The sequence below is a fragment of the Flavobacterium sp. ABG genome, from assembly GCF_001027725.1.
In the GTDB taxonomy this organism is placed as follows: Bacteria; Bacteroidota; Bacteroidia; order Flavobacteriales; family Flavobacteriaceae; genus Flavobacterium; species Flavobacterium cupriresistens.
This window is the reverse complement of the sequence record NZ_LEKS01000001.1, coordinates 155,652-173,865: the sequence shown is the minus strand read 5'-3', so window position 1 is coordinate 173,865 and position 18,214 is coordinate 155,652. Positions and strand designations below refer to the sequence as shown.

General features: G+C 36.6%; 15 protein-coding genes. 11 read left to right on the top strand and 4 right to left on the bottom strand.

From position 1 onward, the window contains the following. Positions 1-111 precede the first annotated feature (111 nt). The 6 genes from pdhA to AB674_RS00685 all read left to right on the top strand — a co-directional run bounded on the left by pdhA (position 112) and on the right by AB674_RS00685 (position 6,829). A complete protein-coding gene (gene pdhA, locus AB674_RS00710) occupies positions 112-1,110 on the top strand; it encodes a pyruvate dehydrogenase (acetyl-transferring) E1 component subunit alpha (RefSeq protein ID WP_047773266.1) in 999 nt (332 codons plus the stop codon). Positions 1,111-1,116: 6 nt separating this feature from the next. After that, positions 1,117-2,745 carry a pyruvate dehydrogenase complex dihydrolipoamide acetyltransferase gene (locus AB674_RS00705; protein WP_047772956.1) on the top strand — a complete coding sequence of 543 codons (1,629 nt, stop codon included), beginning with the start codon at positions 1,117-1,119 and terminating at the stop codon, positions 2,743-2,745. 108 nt (positions 2,746-2,853) lie between these two features. Continuing rightward, on the top strand, positions 2,854-4,713 hold the full coding sequence (locus AB674_RS00700) for a hydrolase/aminopeptidase (protein WP_047772955.1): 1,860 nt from the start codon (positions 2,854-2,856) through the stop codon (positions 4,711-4,713). A 191-nt stretch (positions 4,714-4,904) separates the two neighbouring features. Beyond that, positions 4,905-5,456, top strand: a complete 552-nt coding sequence (locus AB674_RS00695) for a carboxymuconolactone decarboxylase family protein (protein ID WP_047772953.1) — start codon at positions 4,905-4,907, stop codon at positions 5,454-5,456. A 71-nt stretch (positions 5,457-5,527) separates the two neighbouring features. Continuing rightward, on the top strand, positions 5,528-5,941 hold the full coding sequence (locus AB674_RS00690) for a DUF1348 family protein (RefSeq protein WP_047772951.1): 414 nt from the start codon (positions 5,528-5,530) through the stop codon (positions 5,939-5,941). Positions 5,942-5,953: 12 nt separating this feature from the next. Continuing rightward, the gene (locus tag AB674_RS00685; RefSeq protein WP_047772949.1) at positions 5,954-6,829 is read left to right on the top strand and encodes a helix-turn-helix domain-containing protein; all 876 of its coding nucleotides are present in this window, start codon (positions 5,954-5,956) and stop codon (positions 6,827-6,829) included. Here the strand turns inward: AB674_RS00685 and AB674_RS00680 are convergent. Beyond that, positions 6,826-8,070: a glycosyltransferase family 4 protein gene (locus AB674_RS00680; protein WP_047772947.1), complete on the bottom strand. Its 1,245-nt coding sequence runs from the start codon at positions 8,068-8,070 to the stop codon at positions 6,826-6,828. The two genes, AB674_RS00685 and AB674_RS00680, sit on opposite strands and share 4 nt — an antisense overlap. A gap of 112 nt (positions 8,071-8,182) precedes the next feature. Between AB674_RS00680 and AB674_RS00675 the strand changes: the two genes are divergently transcribed. Both AB674_RS00675 and AB674_RS00670 read left to right on the top strand, forming a co-directional pair. Beyond that, positions 8,183-8,764, top strand: a complete 582-nt coding sequence (locus AB674_RS00675) for a tRNA-(ms[2]io[6]A)-hydroxylase (RefSeq protein ID WP_047772945.1) — start codon at positions 8,183-8,185, stop codon at positions 8,762-8,764. A gap of 64 nt (positions 8,765-8,828) precedes the next feature. Beyond that, the gene (locus AB674_RS00670; protein WP_047772943.1) at positions 8,829-11,585 is read left to right on the top strand and encodes an AsmA-like C-terminal region-containing protein; all 2,757 of its coding nucleotides are present in this window, start codon (positions 8,829-8,831) and stop codon (positions 11,583-11,585) included. A gap of 656 nt (positions 11,586-12,241) precedes the next feature. Here the strand turns inward: AB674_RS00670 and rpmA are convergent. Together rpmA and rplU are read right to left on the bottom strand one after the other, a co-directional pair. Continuing rightward, positions 12,242-12,502, bottom strand: a complete 261-nt coding sequence (rpmA, locus tag AB674_RS00665; RefSeq protein WP_035685981.1) for a 50S ribosomal protein L27 — start codon at positions 12,500-12,502, stop codon at positions 12,242-12,244. Positions 12,503-12,526: 24 nt separating this feature from the next. Continuing rightward, the gene (gene rplU / locus AB674_RS00660; protein WP_047772939.1) at positions 12,527-12,964 is read right to left on the bottom strand and encodes a 50S ribosomal protein L21; all 438 of its coding nucleotides are present in this window, start codon (positions 12,962-12,964) and stop codon (positions 12,527-12,529) included. Between the two features lie 254 nt (positions 12,965-13,218). On the opposite strand from rplU, the gene AB674_RS00655 reads away from it, so the two are divergent. Next, positions 13,219-14,541: a M16 family metallopeptidase gene (locus AB674_RS00655; protein ID WP_047772937.1), complete on the top strand. Its 1,323-nt coding sequence runs from the start codon at positions 13,219-13,221 to the stop codon at positions 14,539-14,541. 10 nt (positions 14,542-14,551) lie between these two features. Beyond that, a complete protein-coding gene (locus AB674_RS00650) occupies positions 14,552-16,600 on the top strand; it encodes an insulinase family protein (protein ID WP_047773265.1) in 2,049 nt (682 codons plus the stop codon). 198 nt (positions 16,601-16,798) lie between these two features. On the opposite strand, the gene AB674_RS00645 is transcribed toward AB674_RS00650, so the two are convergent. Further along, a complete protein-coding gene (locus AB674_RS00645) occupies positions 16,799-17,665 on the bottom strand; it encodes a DMT family transporter (RefSeq protein ID WP_047772936.1) in 867 nt (288 codons plus the stop codon). A gap of 104 nt (positions 17,666-17,769) precedes the next feature. On the opposite strand from AB674_RS00645, the gene AB674_RS00640 reads away from it, so the two are divergent. Then, positions 17,770-18,150, top strand: coding sequence for a heavy-metal-associated domain-containing protein (locus AB674_RS00640; RefSeq protein WP_047772933.1), 381 nt, complete (start codon positions 17,770-17,772; stop codon positions 18,148-18,150). The last annotated feature ends 64 nt before the right edge of the window (positions 18,151-18,214 follow it).

The window sequence follows — 18,214 nt, the reverse complement described above, 5'->3', positions numbered from 1 at the left end:
GTCTTATTTTTGCATCCCGACCTTTTCGGGCGCAAATTTGTGGGAGGAAACTATTTTGCGTTACAGGCACAATCGATAACACAAACAACTTTAGCAAAAGAGAGAATTCAAATGAAAGAAGTTACAAAAGAGGTATATTTAAAGTGGTACGAAGACATGCTGCTTTGGAGAAAGTTTGAGGACAAACTTGCAGCATTATACATTCAACAAAAAGTTAGAGGTTTTCTACACCTATATAATGGTCAGGAAGCTGTATTAGCAGGTGCTTTACACGCTATGGACCTAACCAAAGACAAAATGATCACGGCTTACAGAAACCACGTTCAACCAATTGGTATGGGAGTGGATCCAAGACGTGTAATGGCTGAACTTTTAGGAAAAGCAACAGGAACTTCTAAAGGTATGGGAGGTTCTATGCACATTTTTTCTAAAGAACACCGTTTTTACGGAGGTCACGGAATCGTTGGTGGACAAATTCCTGTTGGAGCAGGTTTAGCTTTCGCAGACAAATATTTTGAAACCGGAGGAGTAACTATGACTTACTTTGGTGACGGAGCTGCAAGACAAGGTTCTTTACACGAAGCATTCAATATGGCTATGTTATGGAAACTACCGGTTGTATTTATCGTTGAAAACAACGGTTATGCAATGGGAACGTCTGTAGAAAGAACTGCCAACCATACAGATATCTGGAAACTTGGTTTAGGGTACGAAATGCCTTGCGGACCAGTTGATGGAATGAACCCGGTAAAAGTGGCTGAAGCAATGACAGAAGCTATTGACAGAGCTCGTCGTGGTGACGGACCAACTTTCCTTGAAATGAAAACGTACCGTTACAGAGGACACTCAATGTCTGATGCACAATTGTACCGTTCGAAAGAAGAAGTTGAAGAGTACAAAAAAATTGACCCTATTACACAAGTTTTAGATGTGATTATGGATCAAAAATATGCTACAGAAGAAGAAATTGAAACAATTGACCAAAGAGTTAAAGATTTGGTTGAAGAGTGTGTGAAATTCGCTGAAGAATCTCCATATCCTGAATTACAACAATTGTACGATGTAGTTTACGCACAAGAAGACTATCCATTTACACCTCATAAACTATAAAATATTATGGCGATAAAAGTAACAATGCCTCGTTTGAGCGATACTATGACGGAAGGAACGGTAGCAACTTGGCTAAAAAAAGTAGGTGACAAAATTAGCGAAGGAGACATCTTAGCTGAAATTGAAACAGACAAAGCAACAATGGAGTTCGAATCTTTTAACGAAGGAACTCTTTTACATATTGGAATCCCTGCCGGAGAAACTGCTCCAGTAGACTCTTTATTAGCGATCATCGGAAATGAAGGAGAAGATATTTCTGCTCTTTTAGCCGGTGGTGACGCTCCTGCTGCTGAAGCTCCAAAAGCGGAAACTGCTACTGAAACAAAAACAGAAGCTGCTCCGGCAAAAGCTGCAACTGAATTGCCAAAAGGCGTTATCGTTGTAACTATGCCTCGTTTGAGTGATACTATGACAGAAGGAACTGTAGCTACCTGGTTGAAAAAAGTAGGTGATGCGGTTGCTGAAGGAGATATTTTGGCAGAAATTGAAACAGACAAAGCTACTATGGAGTTTGAGTCTTTCAATGCCGGAACATTATTATACATCGGAATTCAAGAAGGAAACACAGCTCCAGTTGACAGCTTACTAGCGATCATCGGGCCTGCAGGAACTGATATTTCAGGAATTTCTGAAAATTATACTGCCGGAGGTACTGCAAGTGCTCCAGCAACTGAAGAAGCAAAAACAGCTCCTGCTGCTGAAAAAGCACCAGAAGCAGTTGTTGAAACTTCAAACGGAAGAATCTTAGCTTCACCATTAGCAAAGAAAATTGCTTCTGACAAAGGAATTCAATTAAACCAGGTTAAAGGTTCAGGAGAAAACGGACGTATCGTAAAAAGCGATATCGAAAACTTTACTCCAGCTGCTCAACAAGCTACTACTTCGGCACCAGCCGCTAAAGCACAGGAAACTGCTGCACCAGCTGCACCGAAAGTATTTGTTCCTACGGGAGAAGTTTTCACAGAAGAGATCAAAAACTCTCAGATGCGTAAAATTATCGCAAAACGTTTGGCAGAATCTTTATTTACAGCACCTCACTACAACTTAGTGATCGAAGTAAGTATGGACGACGCAATGCAGGCAAGAGCAACAATCAATTCGGTTCCGGATACAAAAGTATCTTTCAACGATATGGTAATTAAAGCTTGTGCTTTAGCCTTGAAAAAACACCCAAAAATCAACTCTCAGTGGAAAGAAGATGCCATTATCATCAACCACCACGTAAATATCGGAGTTGCTGTTGCGGTTGAAGACGGATTGGTAGTTCCTGTATTGAAATTTACAGACGCTATGAGTTTATCTCAAATCGGAGGTAACGTAAGAGATCTTGCCGGAAGAGCTAAAAACAAAAAGCTTGGACCACAAGAAATGGAAGGAAGCACTTTTACAGTTTCTAACCTTGGAATGTTTGGTATTACTGAATTCAATTCAATTATCAACCAACCTAACTCTGCGATCCTTTCAGTAGGTGCAATTGTAGAAAAACCGGTTGTCAAAAACGGTCAGATTGTAGTAGGAAACACCATGATGTTATCATTGGCTTGTGACCACAGAACAATTGACGGTGCTACCGGAGCTCAATTTTTACAAACATTAAAACAATACATCGAAAGTCCGGTAACTATGTTGGCGTAATTTTGTCAGTCTGAACCGAGTCTAAGGTTATTTATATTAAAATCCCGTTTTGAACTTTCAAAACGGGATTTTTTATTTAATTTAGTTTCCTAATTTAATCATCAAACTATGAAAAAAATACTCCTCCTCACTTTATTTTTGACTGCTATTGCGTGTCAAAAAAAAGAAACCACCAAAGAAACGGATAAAGAATCCACCACCATAAAAGACGAACATACTTTTTCCAAACCGGATCTGGCAGTTGTAAAACATTTAGATCTTGATATTAAAGTTGACTTTGACACGCAGACCATTTCAGGAAAAGCCTCTTGGCAAATTGACAATATCAGCAAAGGAACCGAAATTATTTTCGACGAAAACACATTAGACATTACCAAAGTAACTTTAGGCGATGACGAAAAAGAAACCAAATTCGAACTTGGGAAAGAAGTAGAATTTCACGGAAAACCACTTCATGTTACTATTGAACCTAACACTACCAAAGTTACGATTTACTATACCACAAGTAAAGAAGCTATTGCGTTACAGTGGCTAACCCCGCAACAAACAGCAGACAAAAAGAAACCATTCCTTTTTTCTCAAGGAGAAAGCATCTGGTCGCGCACCTGGATTCCTTGTCAGGATTCTCCGGGCGTTCGTTTTACTTACAATGCAAAAGTTACTGTTCCTAAAGATTTATTAGCGGTAATGAGTGCTGTAAATCCACAGCAAAAAAATGACACCGGAGTTTATACTTTTAAACAAGACAAGGCAATACCGTCTTATTTAATGGCAATTGCCGTTGGAGATCTTCAATTTCAATCTATAGACAACAGAACGGGTGTTTATGCAGAACCATCTGTTCTTAAAAAAGCAGCTTGGGAATTTGCCGAACTAGGAAAAATGGTTGTTGCCGCCGAAAAACTATACGGCCCGTATCGTTGGGGACGTTATGACGTATTGGTTTTACCACCAAGCTTTCCTTACGGGGGAATGGAAAATCCAAACCTGACTTTCTTAACTCCGGGCGTTATCGCAGGAGATCGCTCCCTAACAAGCTTATTAGCACATGAACTAGGACACAGCTGGAGCGGAAACTTAGTAACCAATGCTACCTGGGATGATATTTGGTTGAACGAAGGTTTCACCACCTATGTAGAGCACCGCATTGGCGAAGCCATTTTTGGTAAAAAAGAATTTGAAATGCAAAATGTTATCACTCGTAAAGAATTAACAGATAACGTAGCAGAATATGGTGATACAAATCCGGACACCAGACTTAAAGTTAGTTTAACGGGAAGAAATCCTGACGATGGAATTAACCAAATTCCATATGTAAAAGGATATGCTTTTTTAAGAGTAATCGAAAATGCGGTTGGACGCGAAAAATTCGATGTCTTTATTAAAAATTATTTCGATGCGCACGCTTTTAAATCCATTACAACAGAAGATTTTGTAAAATATTTAAATGAAAATTTAATCAAAGGTGATAAAGCTTTAGCCGATAAAATACAACTGGAAGAATGGATTTATAAGCCTGGAATCCCTGCTAATATTACACCGGTAAGCTCTCCTGAGTTTGATGCAATTGATCAAATCCAAAAAACCTGGAGACAAACAGGAGTAAAAGGATTAAGTCAAAAAATCACAAGTACGCCAGAAAAACAACATTTTATAGACAACCTTCCAACTGATATCACTCCAAAAGAAATGCAGGAACTTGACGCTGAATTTAACTTCACAAAAGGAGGCAATTTCATTATCAAACGCCAATGGTTTGTTCCTTCTATTCGCTATAAATACACTGCAGCTTATCCTGCAATTGAGCAATTTTTACTGACAAGCAGCAGAACAGGATCTGTAATGATGCTTTACAAAGAAATGGCAAAAACTCCGGAAGGAAAAAAATGGGCACAGCAGATTTTCGATAAAGCAAAATCCGGTTATCACGCCACGACTATTCAAAGCGTTGAAGATTTACTGAAATAAAGTTTACAGAAACAGTATACAGTTTACATCTTACAAATCCCCGATTACTTCTTGTAATTCGGGGATTTTTTTATTCAAAAACACCAAAGGAAAAATTGTCCATCACATAGCGTAAATTCTCCATGTTCTAAAATCTGCCGCCGTCGCATCTTTGTAATGTCAAAAGACAACAACTCATAAAACAAATTAAAATGGCACGATTAACTGCATTAAACCCGGAAGAAGCAACAGGAAAAACAAAAGATTTATTCAATGCTGTACAAGCTAAATTAGGAGTCATTCCTAATATGATGCGAACAATGGGAAATTCTCCTGCCCTATTAGAAGGTTACTTAAACTTCAGTGGTGCTTTGGGCCAAGGGAAATTGAGTTCAAAAACCGGCGGACTTATCGCCATGGCTGTTTCTGAAAAGAACGCTTGTAACTATTGTTTAGCCGCTCATACTTTTATTGGAGAAAACCTGGCAAAAACAGATCCGGAACTTTTACATGCTGCCAGATCAGGAAATTCAGCTGATCCTAAAACGGCAGCCATTTTACAATTTGCCACTACTTTAACAAACAAAAGAGGCTCAATAAACGATGAAGATGTAAATCTGGCAAAAAACGCAGGTGTTTCTGAAGCAGAATTAGCTGAAATTATAGGACATGTAGCCTTAAATATCTTAACCAACTATTTCAACAATGCTGTCAACACAGAAATTGACTTCCCTGCAGTGCAACCTTTAGAACTGCAAAACTAATTGCTAAAAAAAGAATCTCTAACGATAGTCATGATTGATTTCATGACTATCTTAGTATAAAAAAAATCATTATGGAACCACAAAGACATCCTTTACCCCCATTCACAATGGAAACCGCCTTGCAAAAAGTGCAAATAGCAGAAGATGCCTGGAACACAAAAGATCCTGAAAAAGTTTCTCTGGCGTATACTATTGATACCGAATGGAGAAATCGAACTGATTTTATCAACGGTCGTGAGGAAGCAAAAGAATTTTTAACCAAAAAATGGCAAAAGGAATTAAACTACAAACTCAAAAAAGAATTGTGGGGATTTAAAGACAACAGAATGGCTGTAAGATTTGAATACGAATGGCACGATCATGCCGGACAATGGTTTCGCAGCTACGGAAATGAACTTTGGGAATTCGATGAAAATGGCTATATGCAAAAACGATTCGCCAGTATTAATGATTTGGCTATTGATGAAGCTGATCGCAAACTTTAACGCTTCCAAATAATGTCCAACCAAAGTGTTTCTACCTTAATAAATCCACAAAATGGCAATCTGGCCTTCAAACTACTTTCGTTTGATGACAACAGCCATTTTGACCATATTCAACGCAATAATTATTTTTCTTTAATTTGGATTACAAAAGGAAAAGGCACCATAAAGGCTGATTTTGCAGAACATCATTTCAACACGGATTCGCTGCTGGCTTTTTCACCCTATCAACCTTTCATGATTTGCACAAAAGAGGATATTCAAGGAATTGCAATTCATTTTCATCCGGATTTTTACTGCATTCTTAAACATCAGAAAGAAGTTTCGTGCAATGGCGTTTTGTTCAACAATGTATATCAACCTCCTTTTACTGCCGTTACCGATCAGGCAAAAGCCACCTTTCAAATGGTCATTGACCAAATAAAAACGGAGCTTCAAAATACCGCAATCGCACAATACGAATTGCTTATTTCTTATTTGAAAATTTTCCTGATTACTGCCACTCGCTTGAAAACAGATCAATCAGAAGAACCGAAGCCACTCCCCGATTCCAAGGAACCTTTTATACTTCAAAACCTTAAAGACGCAATCGAAGATAATTTCAAAACCAAACATTCCGCGGGACATTATGCCGAGTTACTGAATATTTCCCCTAAAGCCTTGGCTAAATTATCTAAAAACTATTTCAACAAAACACTTACAGACCTCATTGCCGAAAGAATAATCATTGAGGCAAAAAGAGAATTGTATATGACCAACAAAACGGTAAAAGAAATTGCCTACGAACTGGGTTATGATGACGAACATTATTTCAGTCGCTTTTTCAAAACCAATGCGGATGTCTCGCCCCAACTGTATCGCGAAACAATAGGATTTGGGAGAATGGTTTAATTTTTATTCTTAGCCTCAATCCACTTTGACATGTATTTGGTACTTTTTAAGGTATGATGTTGCAACAGACTTCCCATAAAATTATGCAGACGATGGTTTTCCGAATCCACCAGTAAGGCGCTAATTATGTCCACTAATGCCGAAGAAAATGCACTTTTTTGGTAACAGTGGTTTATAATTGCAACTCCGTTTTTTTGAGATTGCTTCCACAAATTTTCATCCTGATATAAGGCAATGGCTTGTTTTGCAAAAAATTCCATATCATTTGTAATACATCCGTTCCAAGGTAAATCAGCATGCATGGCCTCTGCCCCGATTTCTGATGTTACACTCGGTGTTCCGCATTGCATGGCTTCCAACAACTTTCCTTTTAAACCTGCTCCAAAACGAATTGGAGCCAAAACTACTTTGGCTTTTTTGACAATTTCAGTTGCATCGGCAGCTCTTCCCATAATAAGAAAACCATCTCTTGACTGATGCAATTGTAATGCTTTCTGTGACGGATAAGCACCGTAAACCTTCAAAATTGCTTCAGGAAATTGTTTTCTGATTAAAGGCCAGATGGCTTCTTTTAAATATTGAACAGTATTCCAATTGGGTTCATGAAGAAAATTTCCAATAAAAACAAAATTTTCACGGTCTTCAAATAAAGGTAAATCCAAAAGCTCCTCTTCTTTCATTTCATCAACCAAAAAAGGCAAGTAAAACAAGAGTCTCGAATCAATTTTAAAGATGTCATTGAGGATCTTCATTTCAAATTGTGAAATAATTAATGACAAATCACATCTCAAAATACTGGCGATTTCGCGCTTTGCCACTTCCTCAGAAAACAAATCAAACGGTTCGAAAGTTCTGTTTTCTCTAAAGGCTTTTTGCCTGGCCGTTCTCAAACTATGTAAATCTTCGGTATCTAATATTCGAATCGCTTTGGGGCAATTTTCAGAAACGCGCCATCCGAACTGCTCTTCGATCATAAAACGATCAAATAAAACGACATCAGGATTTAATTCCTTTATAAAAACATCAAAACTCGGATTATTCAATTCAATGGCTTTTTTCTCAACTCCAAAAGCGGTCAGATCGACCATGAAATCACTGTCTAAAGCAGGGCTTGCAAAGGTAATTTCAAATCCATTTTCTTTAAAAATAGAAATCAATTGCATCATTCTGCCACCTGCTGCTGAGGAATTTGGTTCGGGCCATACGAAACCAATAATTAAAAGTTTTTTTATTTTATTCATTTTAGTTCTTTGAAGCTACAAAATAATGCTTTTTTGAGCGTAATTACGCAATAATTACTCATTTTCGGTTATAAAAAGACTAATTTTGCAGGAAACAATTCTCTTGTAAATTATGTTGGGATTAAAATTAGCCACGGACCCTCGCTGGGTAAATATAGTCGAATCAAATATCGAAGAAATTCTGACGGATCATGCGTGGTGCGAGCAGAAAGCGGCTTCAAATGCCATTAGCTTAGTTACTTACAACTCTGAATTAGAGGAATTAGTAACCGAAATGCTCGTGATTGCCAGAGAAGAGCTGGAGCATTTGCAAATGGTTCATGACTTAATCAAAAAAAGAGGTTTGACTTTGGGACGTGAAAGAAAAGATCATTACGTGAATGAACTTTTCAAATTTATGAAGAAAGACGGAAGCCGAAAAGACGCACTTTGTGACCGCTTGCTGTTTTCTGCCATGATTGAGGCCAGAAGCTGTGAACGATTTAAAGTTTTATCAGAAAACATTCAAGATCCGGAATTAGCCAAATTCTATCGCGATCTGATGATTTCTGAAGCTGGACATTATACTACTTTTTTAGGTTTTGCCAGAAAATATACTGATAATATAGATATCGATAAACGCTGGAAAGAATGGATTGAATTCGAAGGTTCTATCATTACAAATTATGGAAAAAAAGAAACTGTACACGGATAGTCTACAGTTTCTTTTTCTTTAAATAGTCGCCATTTATAATACCACACCGTCTAACTCTTTTGTTATGTCAAAAAGCAAATTAAAATCCGTCTTACTAAAAATCGCAAAATACACCGGAATAACTTTTGTTGTTATTTTAGGGTTGTTATTTTTAACACCTATTGTTTTTGCAGATCAGATTAAAGATCAAATCAAGAAAACTGCCAATGAAAAATTAAGTGCAGAGCTTAATTATTCGGATGTTTCGATTTCGTTTTTTCATCATTTCCCATCGTTAACTTTAACTTTAAATGATTTAAAGCTTAATGGTTCGGCACCTTACAAAAACGAAAAATTCATCACAGCAAAAGAGGTTTCTTTTGGAATCAATGTCGCAAGTTTGATTTTTAGCAAATCGGTAAAAATTGACCAGATCTATTTGTCCGACTCTTTTATCAATGTGAAAGTAAATGAAAAAGGGGAAGCCAACTACAACATCTACAAATCGTCACCGAAGGCTTCAAATCCAAAGGACAGTTCTGAGACGGCCTTAAAATTAGAACATATTGAAATTCAAAACAGTAAGATTGTTTATGATGATAAATCCACTAAAATTCATTTTGACGCTCTGGGCTTTGATTATCTTGGAAAAGGAGATTTGAATAAAGCGGTATTTGATTTGTATTCTAAAGCAAAAATTGAAAAGCTGAATATTGTTTATGAAAATGAACCGTATTTAATGAATAAAAAGATAAATGCTGATCTGATTACCAAGGTAAATGTGAACTCTTTGTCTTTCTATTTCCAACAAAATGATTTAAAAATCAATGATCTTTTGGTTGATTTTAAAGGAAAATTTGATTTCCTGAAAGACGGTTACAACATGGATTTTGTTATTAAATCAAACAATAGCGATCTCCACGATGTATTTACTGCCTTCCCTCCAAAATACATTACCTGGCTTTCTAAAACAGATATAAAAGGAAACACCAATTTGCTTTTAACGCTAAAAGGAGATTATATTGCGTCACAACACGTTGCTCCAGATTTGAATTTAGATTTAAAGATAGACAGCGGCTTGGTGAATTATAACAAAAGTGCTTTTCCGGTTTCAAACTTAAGCTTGCAACTAAAAACGACCGTTCCTTCTTTAAATCCGGATCTTCTGATTGTTGATGCTCAAAATTTATCTTTAAATATCAATCAGGATTATCTGAAGTCAAAATTTTACATAAAAGGCATCAATACGCCGGATATAAAAGGTGACTTTAAAGCCAAAATTGACCTTGAAAAACTAACTAAAGCGCTCGGAATACCTGATTTAACACTAAAAGGAACTTTAGCAGGTGACGTAAAAGCAAACGGTAAATTTGATCAGAAAAACAGAATTTTCCCTGTAACTAATGGTTTTATCAATCTGGATAACGGGTATTTGAAAACCAAATATTACCCCAATCCGATCACTAATATTATTGTCAAATCGAAAATAGAAAACAACAAAGGAACCTTTGATGACTTAAAAGTAAGCCTAAAACCAACGCAGTTTACCTTTGAAGGAAAACCTGTTTTTGTCGAGGCCGAACTAAGTAATTTTGATGATTTAACATATGACATCAAAGCGAAAGGAGAACTTGATATCAGCAAAATATACAATGTTTTTTCTCAGAAAGGACTTGATTTAGACGGTTCTGTAAAAGCAGATTTAGCCCTAAAAGGAAAACAAAGCGATGCTGAAAAAGGAAATTACAGCAGACTGCACAACAAAGGAACTCTTGAACTTAGAAATATTGCGATTACGTCTGAGTATCTTCCGCAACGCTTCATTATTAAAGAGGGTATTTTTAAAATCAATCAGGATAAAATGTCCTTTAATAACTTTCTGGCTGCATACGGCCAATCTGATTTTAGGATGAATGGGTATTTGCAAAACGTTTTTAACTACGCAACGACCACTACAGGAATTTTAAAAGGATCGTTTAAAGTTACTTCCCGATACATTAATGTGGATGAATTCATGTCGAATACAGCTGCAAATTCAACAGTAACACCAACGGAAGACCCAAATAAAGCACCTCAAACACAAGCTGCACAAACAGGAGTAATTATTATACCTACTAATTTGAATCTGCAATTACTAGCAAATGCACAAAAAGTATATTTTGACAAATTAAATCTACTGAATGCAACAGGTAATCTAAAAATGAACAAGGGCAAACTAAGCATGCAAAACACCGGTTTCAACTTAATCGGCTGTAATGTTACCATGAATGCAAACTATCAGGCGATTACACCTAAAAAAGCAAATTTTGATTATGCTATTAAAGCAACTGACTTTGATATTAAAAGAGCCTATAACGAAATTGACGTTTTCAGAAAAATGGCCAGTGCGGCAGAAAAAGCGCAAGGAATTGTTTCTTTAGACTATCAATTAAAAGGAAGATTAAACAGCAGCATGAGCCCTGTATACCCTTCTCTTGTTGGTGGCGGAACACTTTCTGTAAAAGATGTAAAAATAAGAGGCTTAAAAATGTTTACTGCCGTAAGTAAAGAAACAAGTTCTGAAGCCATCAAGAATCCCGATGTTTCCAAAGTAGACATTAAAACCACCATCAAGAATAATATTATGACGGTGGAACGTTTTAAATTTAAATTTGCAGGCTTTAGACCCCGAATCGAAGGAACAACAAGTCTGGATGGAAAACTAAACTTAAAAATGCGTTTAGGCCTTCCTCCGCTAGGCATCTTCGGAATTCCGCTGACGGTAACCGGAACTCAGGATAATCCAAAGATAAAACTGGGAAGAAAATCTGACGATCTGGAGGAAACTAAAGATTCTGAATAACATAAAGTAAAATTCCAATTTTTGAAATTCCAAATTCCAATTCTGGAAATGAAAGTATTTGAAAACCTGTTCTTAAGTGAGCAGGTTTTTTTTGTTTAAATTGTGATGTATGAATTTCGAATAACAAATTATACGGAGACTTTTTATTATCAAGGAGCAAGAAATTGCATTTGCAACTAATATGGAAGGAGACGCACTGCTGTGCGTCTCTACGGAAGTTTCTTGTTGACTTTTATTTTTCCTGTTCACGCCATTTGTGTCATTTCGAGGCACGAGAAATCGCATCCAATATTCGACAACAGCGCGTCCTTAACTTGTATAATTCTCGTACCTATAAATGACAACTTCGCTCTTTTCAGAACGGGTTTTGTAATATGGAAGGAGACGCACTGCTGTGCGTCTCTACGGAAGCTTCTTGTCAACTTTTATTTTCCTTTTCATGCCATTTGTGTCATTTCGAGGAACGAGAAATCGCACCCAATATTCCATACAGTGTGTGCTCAGCGTGTGTGATTTCTCGTTCCTCGAAATGACACAAATTCGCATCAAAACCTGAAACCTGAAACTTGAAACCTAAAACTTAAAACTCGAAACCCTCCCAAAAACAAAAAACCCGCTCTTTTCAGAACGGGTTTTGTAATAAGTAGTCTAATGAATTATGCTTCGAATGGAAGGATAGATACATAAGATTTGTTATCTCTTTTCTTTTGGAACTTTACAACTCCAGCTACTCTTGCGTGTAGGGTGTGATCTTTACTGATGTAAACGTTTTCACCTGGATTATGTTTTGAACCTCTTTGTCTAACGATGATGTTCCCAGCAATAGCAGCTTGTCCACCAAAAATCTTAACGCCTAGACGTTTTGATTCTGATTCTCTACCATTCTTCGAACTACCGACACCTTTCTTGTGAGCCATGACGTATGAGTTTAAATATTGTTATTATTCTTTAGTAGCTTCTTTTTTTGCTTTTGGAGCTGCTTTTTTCGCTTTTGGAGCTTCTACTTCTTCAGTAGCTGCATCTTCTGCTACAACCGCTTTTTTAGCTGCTGCTTTTTTAGTTCCTCCAGCTGCAGTAATACCTTCAATTACAATTTGAGTAAGATATTGTCTGTGACCATTTCTCTTTTTGTATCCTTTTCTTCTTTTCTTTTTGAAAACGATAACTTTGTCTCCTTTTAAGTGTTGTAACACTTTAGCTTCTACTGAAGCACCTTCTATAGCTGGGGCGCCTAAAGTTACGTTTCCATTATCGTCTAATAAAAGAACTTTGTCAAAAGAAACTTTTGAACCTTCTTCATTAGTCAAACGGTGAACATAAACCTTTAAGTCTTTGCTTACTTTGAATTGTTGCCCTGCTATCTCTACGATTGCATACATACCAAATTGATTTATTGATTTTTAAGGTTGCAAATATACAATTAATAATTTAGTATGCAATCCCTTATTTCAAAAATATTTTCAATGATAGAAGAGCTGTCTTTCAGGGGTTTTTACTCTAATAAACATCATTTTATAAGTTAATTATTACTAAAATGATAATTATTACAATCTGGTAATTAAAAAAAAGTTATTTTTGATGTAACTAAATCTTAGCTGCCTACACTATTAGGTATATAAAATTATTAATCTTTATGAAAAATGCAATAATGATGTTAAGCGCGGCACTAATGCTTGGCGGAGTAGCTCATGCTCAAAAAGTAGCTTTTGAAGAATACAACTTAGACAATGGCATGCATGTCATTCTGCATAACGATCCTTCGGCTCCTGTTGTCATTACTTCTGTAATGTACCATGTCGGCTCTAAGGACGAGCGTCCGGATCGAACGGGTTTTGCCCATTTCTTTGAACATTTATTATTTGAAGGAACTCAAAATATAAAACGTGGTGAATGGATGAAAATCGTCACGGCCAATGGCGGTGTAAACAACGCCAACACTTCTGATGACCGAACGTATTACTACGAGGTTTTCCCATCAAACAACTTAGAACTTGGTTTATGGCTGGAGTCTGAGCGATTAATGCATCCTATTATTAATAAAATAGGAGTTGACACGCAAAACGAGGTAGTCAAAGAGGAAAAAAGAATGCGTTACGACAATCAGCCTTACGGAAATATCCTTCCTGAGGTAAAGAAAAACATATTCAAAAACCATCCATATCGTTGGACTACTATTGGTTCTATGAAAGATCTTGATGCTGCTACTTTAGAAGAATTTCAAGCTTTCAATAAAAAATTCTATACCCCAAACAATGCTGTTCTGGTTGTTGCCGGAGATTTCGACAAAGCAAAAACCAAAGAGTGGATTCAGAAATATTTTGGACCAATTCCAAAAGGAGAAGACGTAAAAAAACAAACTTTTACCGAGGCCCCTATTACCGAAACTATAAAAGCAACCTATGAAGATCCTAACATTCAGATTCCGATGGTGGTAGCAGCTTACAGAACCCCTTCGATGAAAACAAGAGATGCCAGAGTTCTGGATCTGATCTCCTCTTATCTGAGCGACGGAAAAAGTTCAAAATTGTATAAAAAAATTGTTGATGATAAAAAAATGGCGCTTCAAATTGGCGCTGTAGGATTCAGCCAGGAAGATTACGGAACCTATATTTTGTACGGCTTACCAATGGGAATCTACAAAACGACAGATCTTTTAAAAGAAATCGATGAAGAAATCGTAAAAATCCAAACCGATTTGATCTCTGAAAAAGATTATGAAAAATTACAAAACAAATTCGATAACAATTTTGTCAACGCAAATGCAAGCGTTGAGGGAATTGCAGAAAATTTGGCTTCTTACTATTTACTTTATGGAGATGTCAACCTAATCAATACCGAAATCGACCTCTATCACTCTATCACCAGAGAAGAAATCAGAGAGGTTGCCAAAAAGTATTTAAACCCTAACCAGCGTTTAATTTTAGATTATGTTCCTTCAACAAAAGTTCAAAACTAAGAATCGAATCATGAAAAAAATACATACCGTTTTAATCCTTTTATTCCTCACCGGAATTATGCAAGCACAAGATCGTCCACAACCGAAACCAGGAAACTCTCCTGTCGTCAATATCAAAAAACCACAAACCTTTGTTTTGGCAAACGGAATGAAAGTTTTGGTAGTTGAAAACCATAAGCTACCCCGAGTAAGCTTCAACCTAAGCCTGGACAACGCTCCTTTTATAGAAGGAAACAAAAAAGGTGTAGATGAACTTACCAGTAGTCTGATTGGAAACGGAACTAAAAAAACAGCTAAAGAGGCTTTTAATGAAGAGATCGACTTTTACGGAGCGCAGATCAATTTCAACTCACAAGGAGCCTATGCCAGTTCACTTTCAAAATATTCCGGACGTATTTTAGAGCTTTTAGCTGAAGGTGCTTTACAACCCAATTTCACACAAACCGAATTCGACAAGGAGAAAGCAAAATTAACCGAAGGACTTAAAGCCGACGAAAAAAGCGTTCCCGCGATTGCAAATCGTGTTGTTGATGTTTTAGCTTTTGGAAAAAACCACCCAGCGGGAGAGTACATTTCCGAAGAAACATTAAAAAATGTAACCCTTCCTGATGTGCAGGCAAACTACGCTACCTATTTTGTTCCCGAAAACGCCTATTTAGTTATAATTGGCGATGTAAAATTCAAAGAAACAAAAGCAGCAGTTGAAAAACTTTTTGGTGGATGGAAAAAACAAACTGCTCCAAAAAATACATATCCGGATCCCGAAAATGTTTCTAAACTTCAAATTGATTTTGTAGATGTGCCAAATGCGGTTCAATCTGAAATTTCATTAGTTAATACGCTGAATTTAAAAATGAGCGACCCTGATTTCTTCTCTGCTGTAATAGCAAATCAGATTCTGGGCGGCGATTTCAACAGTTACCTGAACATGAACTTACGCGAGCAACACGCCTGGACCTATGGAGCAAGCTCAAACATTGGAAGCGGAAAATACATTACCAAATTCAGAGCTTCATCTGCTGTACGAAATGCCGTTACCGATAGTGCAGTTGTTGAATTTGTAAAAGAAATAAAAAGAATCCGAACTGAAAAAGTGGCTGATGATGTTTTAAAAAATGTAAAAGCGGGTTATATCGGAAGATTTGTAATGCAGGTTGAAAAACCACAAACAGTCGCACGTTATGCCCTAAACATTGAAACAGAAAAACTTCCTGCAGATTTCTACGAAAAATACATTCAAACGATTAACAATGTTACTCCTGATGATATTTATCGTGTAGCCAACAAATATTTCTTACTGGATCATATGCGTATTGTAATTGCCGGAAAAGGCTCTGAAGTGCTTGCTGGTCTTGAAAAACTTCAGATCCCTATTTACTATTTTGATAAATACGGAAATCCAATTGACAAACCTGTTTCCAAAAAAGAAGCTCCAGCCGGAGTTACTGCACAAACGGTTTTTCAAAACTACATTAAAGCAATTGGTGGCGAAAAAGCGGTTTCTACAGCTAAAACACTTTTCATGACCGGGACTACTACAATTCCGCAAGCCCCATCTCCTTTGAGTTTTACTTCGAAATTAGATTCACAAGGAAAAATGATGGTTTCGCTAAACCTTGGTAGCATGCCTTTAATGAAACAAGTTGTAAATGCAAATGGCGCTTATGTTGAACAACAAGGACAACGCAAAAACTTAGAAGGCGATGATTTAGCCGAAATGAAAGCAAGCGCTACTCCATTTGAAGAATTACGCCTAAGCAAAAGAACCGATCTAAAAGTGGACGGAATTGAATCTATAAACGGACAGGAATCTTACGCTATAAAAGACGGCAAAACTGTTTATTACTATGATGTAAAATCGGGTTTAAAAGTAGCTAAACTTAAAGTAAAAGAACAAAGTGGTCAATCAACCACACAAACCACTTACTTTAATGACTACAAAGAGGTAAAAGGTATAAAAGTTCCTTTCAATATCATTCAAAATGCAGGTTTTGAACTGGATATTAAAATGTCTGATATTAAAATCAACGAAGGCGTTTCTGAAGCGGATTTCAAATAACTCTCAAAAAAAAAGAAAGACTGTCAATATTGATAGTCTTTCTTTTTTAAGTTGCAAAGGTTCTGAGGTTCTGAGATTCTGAGGTTCTGAGATTTTTTTTAACACTTAAAATCTTCGATTTTTATTGCTCTATATTTCACATCTTACATTCCTTATTCTTCATTTCACACTTCACAAAAAAACTTTTCACTTGCAAAATTATTTTTTTGCCGAGAGATAAACTCCAATCAATATGATAAACGCTCCAAAAAACTGGATCGGTGTCAGCATTTCATTATCTAATAATCCCCAGAAGAAAGCTACTATCGGAATCAGATAAGTTACTGAAGTCGCAAATACAGGCGATGACATTTGGATCAATTTAAAGAAAACAACATTTGCAATTCCCGTTCCCAAAACTCCTAAAATCAACACAAATAAAATAGAGTGTTGTGATACTTCAAGACTTACTCTTTGTGTAAAATCGGTTGTACTTAGAATGATTAATGCCGGTACAAGCAAAACAGCAAAATTCCCCGTTGTAATACTTAACGAATTCAAATCAGACAAATATCTCTTGATTAAATTTACATTTATAGCATAACAAATCGTTGCAATGACCACCAAAACCACATAATAGTAATCTTGTCCGGAATGTGTCATAGCATCGCTTAAAACCAGCAGCAAACAACCCACAAAGCCTACAAAAACTCCCAGAATTTGCCTTTTTTGAAATTGGATTCCAAACGCAATCGCACCAAGAATTAAGGTATTTAATGGCGTAAGTGAATTCATAATAGCAACAATCGAACTGTCAACGCGGGTTTCTGCAATCGCAAAAAAGAAAGCCGGAATAAAAGTCCCAAAAACAGATGTCAGGGCAATAAATTTCCATTGACGACGCGAAATTTTCTTTAAACTGGAAAATCCGATAATCAGCAAAAATACAGCTGCAAAAATAATTCGGAGGGAACCTACCTGAATTGCCGTCAAACCAATTAAGCCAATTTTGATTAAAATAAAAGAACTTCCCCAGATAAGAGAAAGCAATAGCAAATAAAACCACTTCAATCGTTTTGCATCCATAAATCTTGTTTTTATTACAAATTTGTACTATTTTTATGAATTGACCTTCGCTTTTTTATTAATTTTGCAAAGAATATCAATAATAAACTTAAAACACATATAGGATGAAATTTACACAAATCATAGCCACTTTAGCACTAACAGGTTTAGTATTCGTTGGATGCAAAAAAACAGAAACCGAAACCTTAACGACAGCAACAACTGAGACAAAAGAAGCACCTAAAAAACAAGTTGCCATTGCCGCTGAGAATGTACAAACAGCAAGTTTCACTATCGACGGAATGACTTGCGCTGTAGGTTGTGCAAAAACCATCGAAGAAGAATTGTCGAACCTGGAAGGCGTTGAGAAAGCAGCTGTAGATTTCGACAAAAAAACAGCCACCGTAACCTTTGACAAAACGATCCAAAACCCGGAAAACCTAACCAAAGTAGTTCAGGCAACCGGAGACGGAAAAACTTACAAGGTTTCAAACGTAAAATCATAATCACAAAGATTTCAAATAAAAAAAGCATCCAACGGATGCTTTTTTTATAAAATCTAAAATCTAA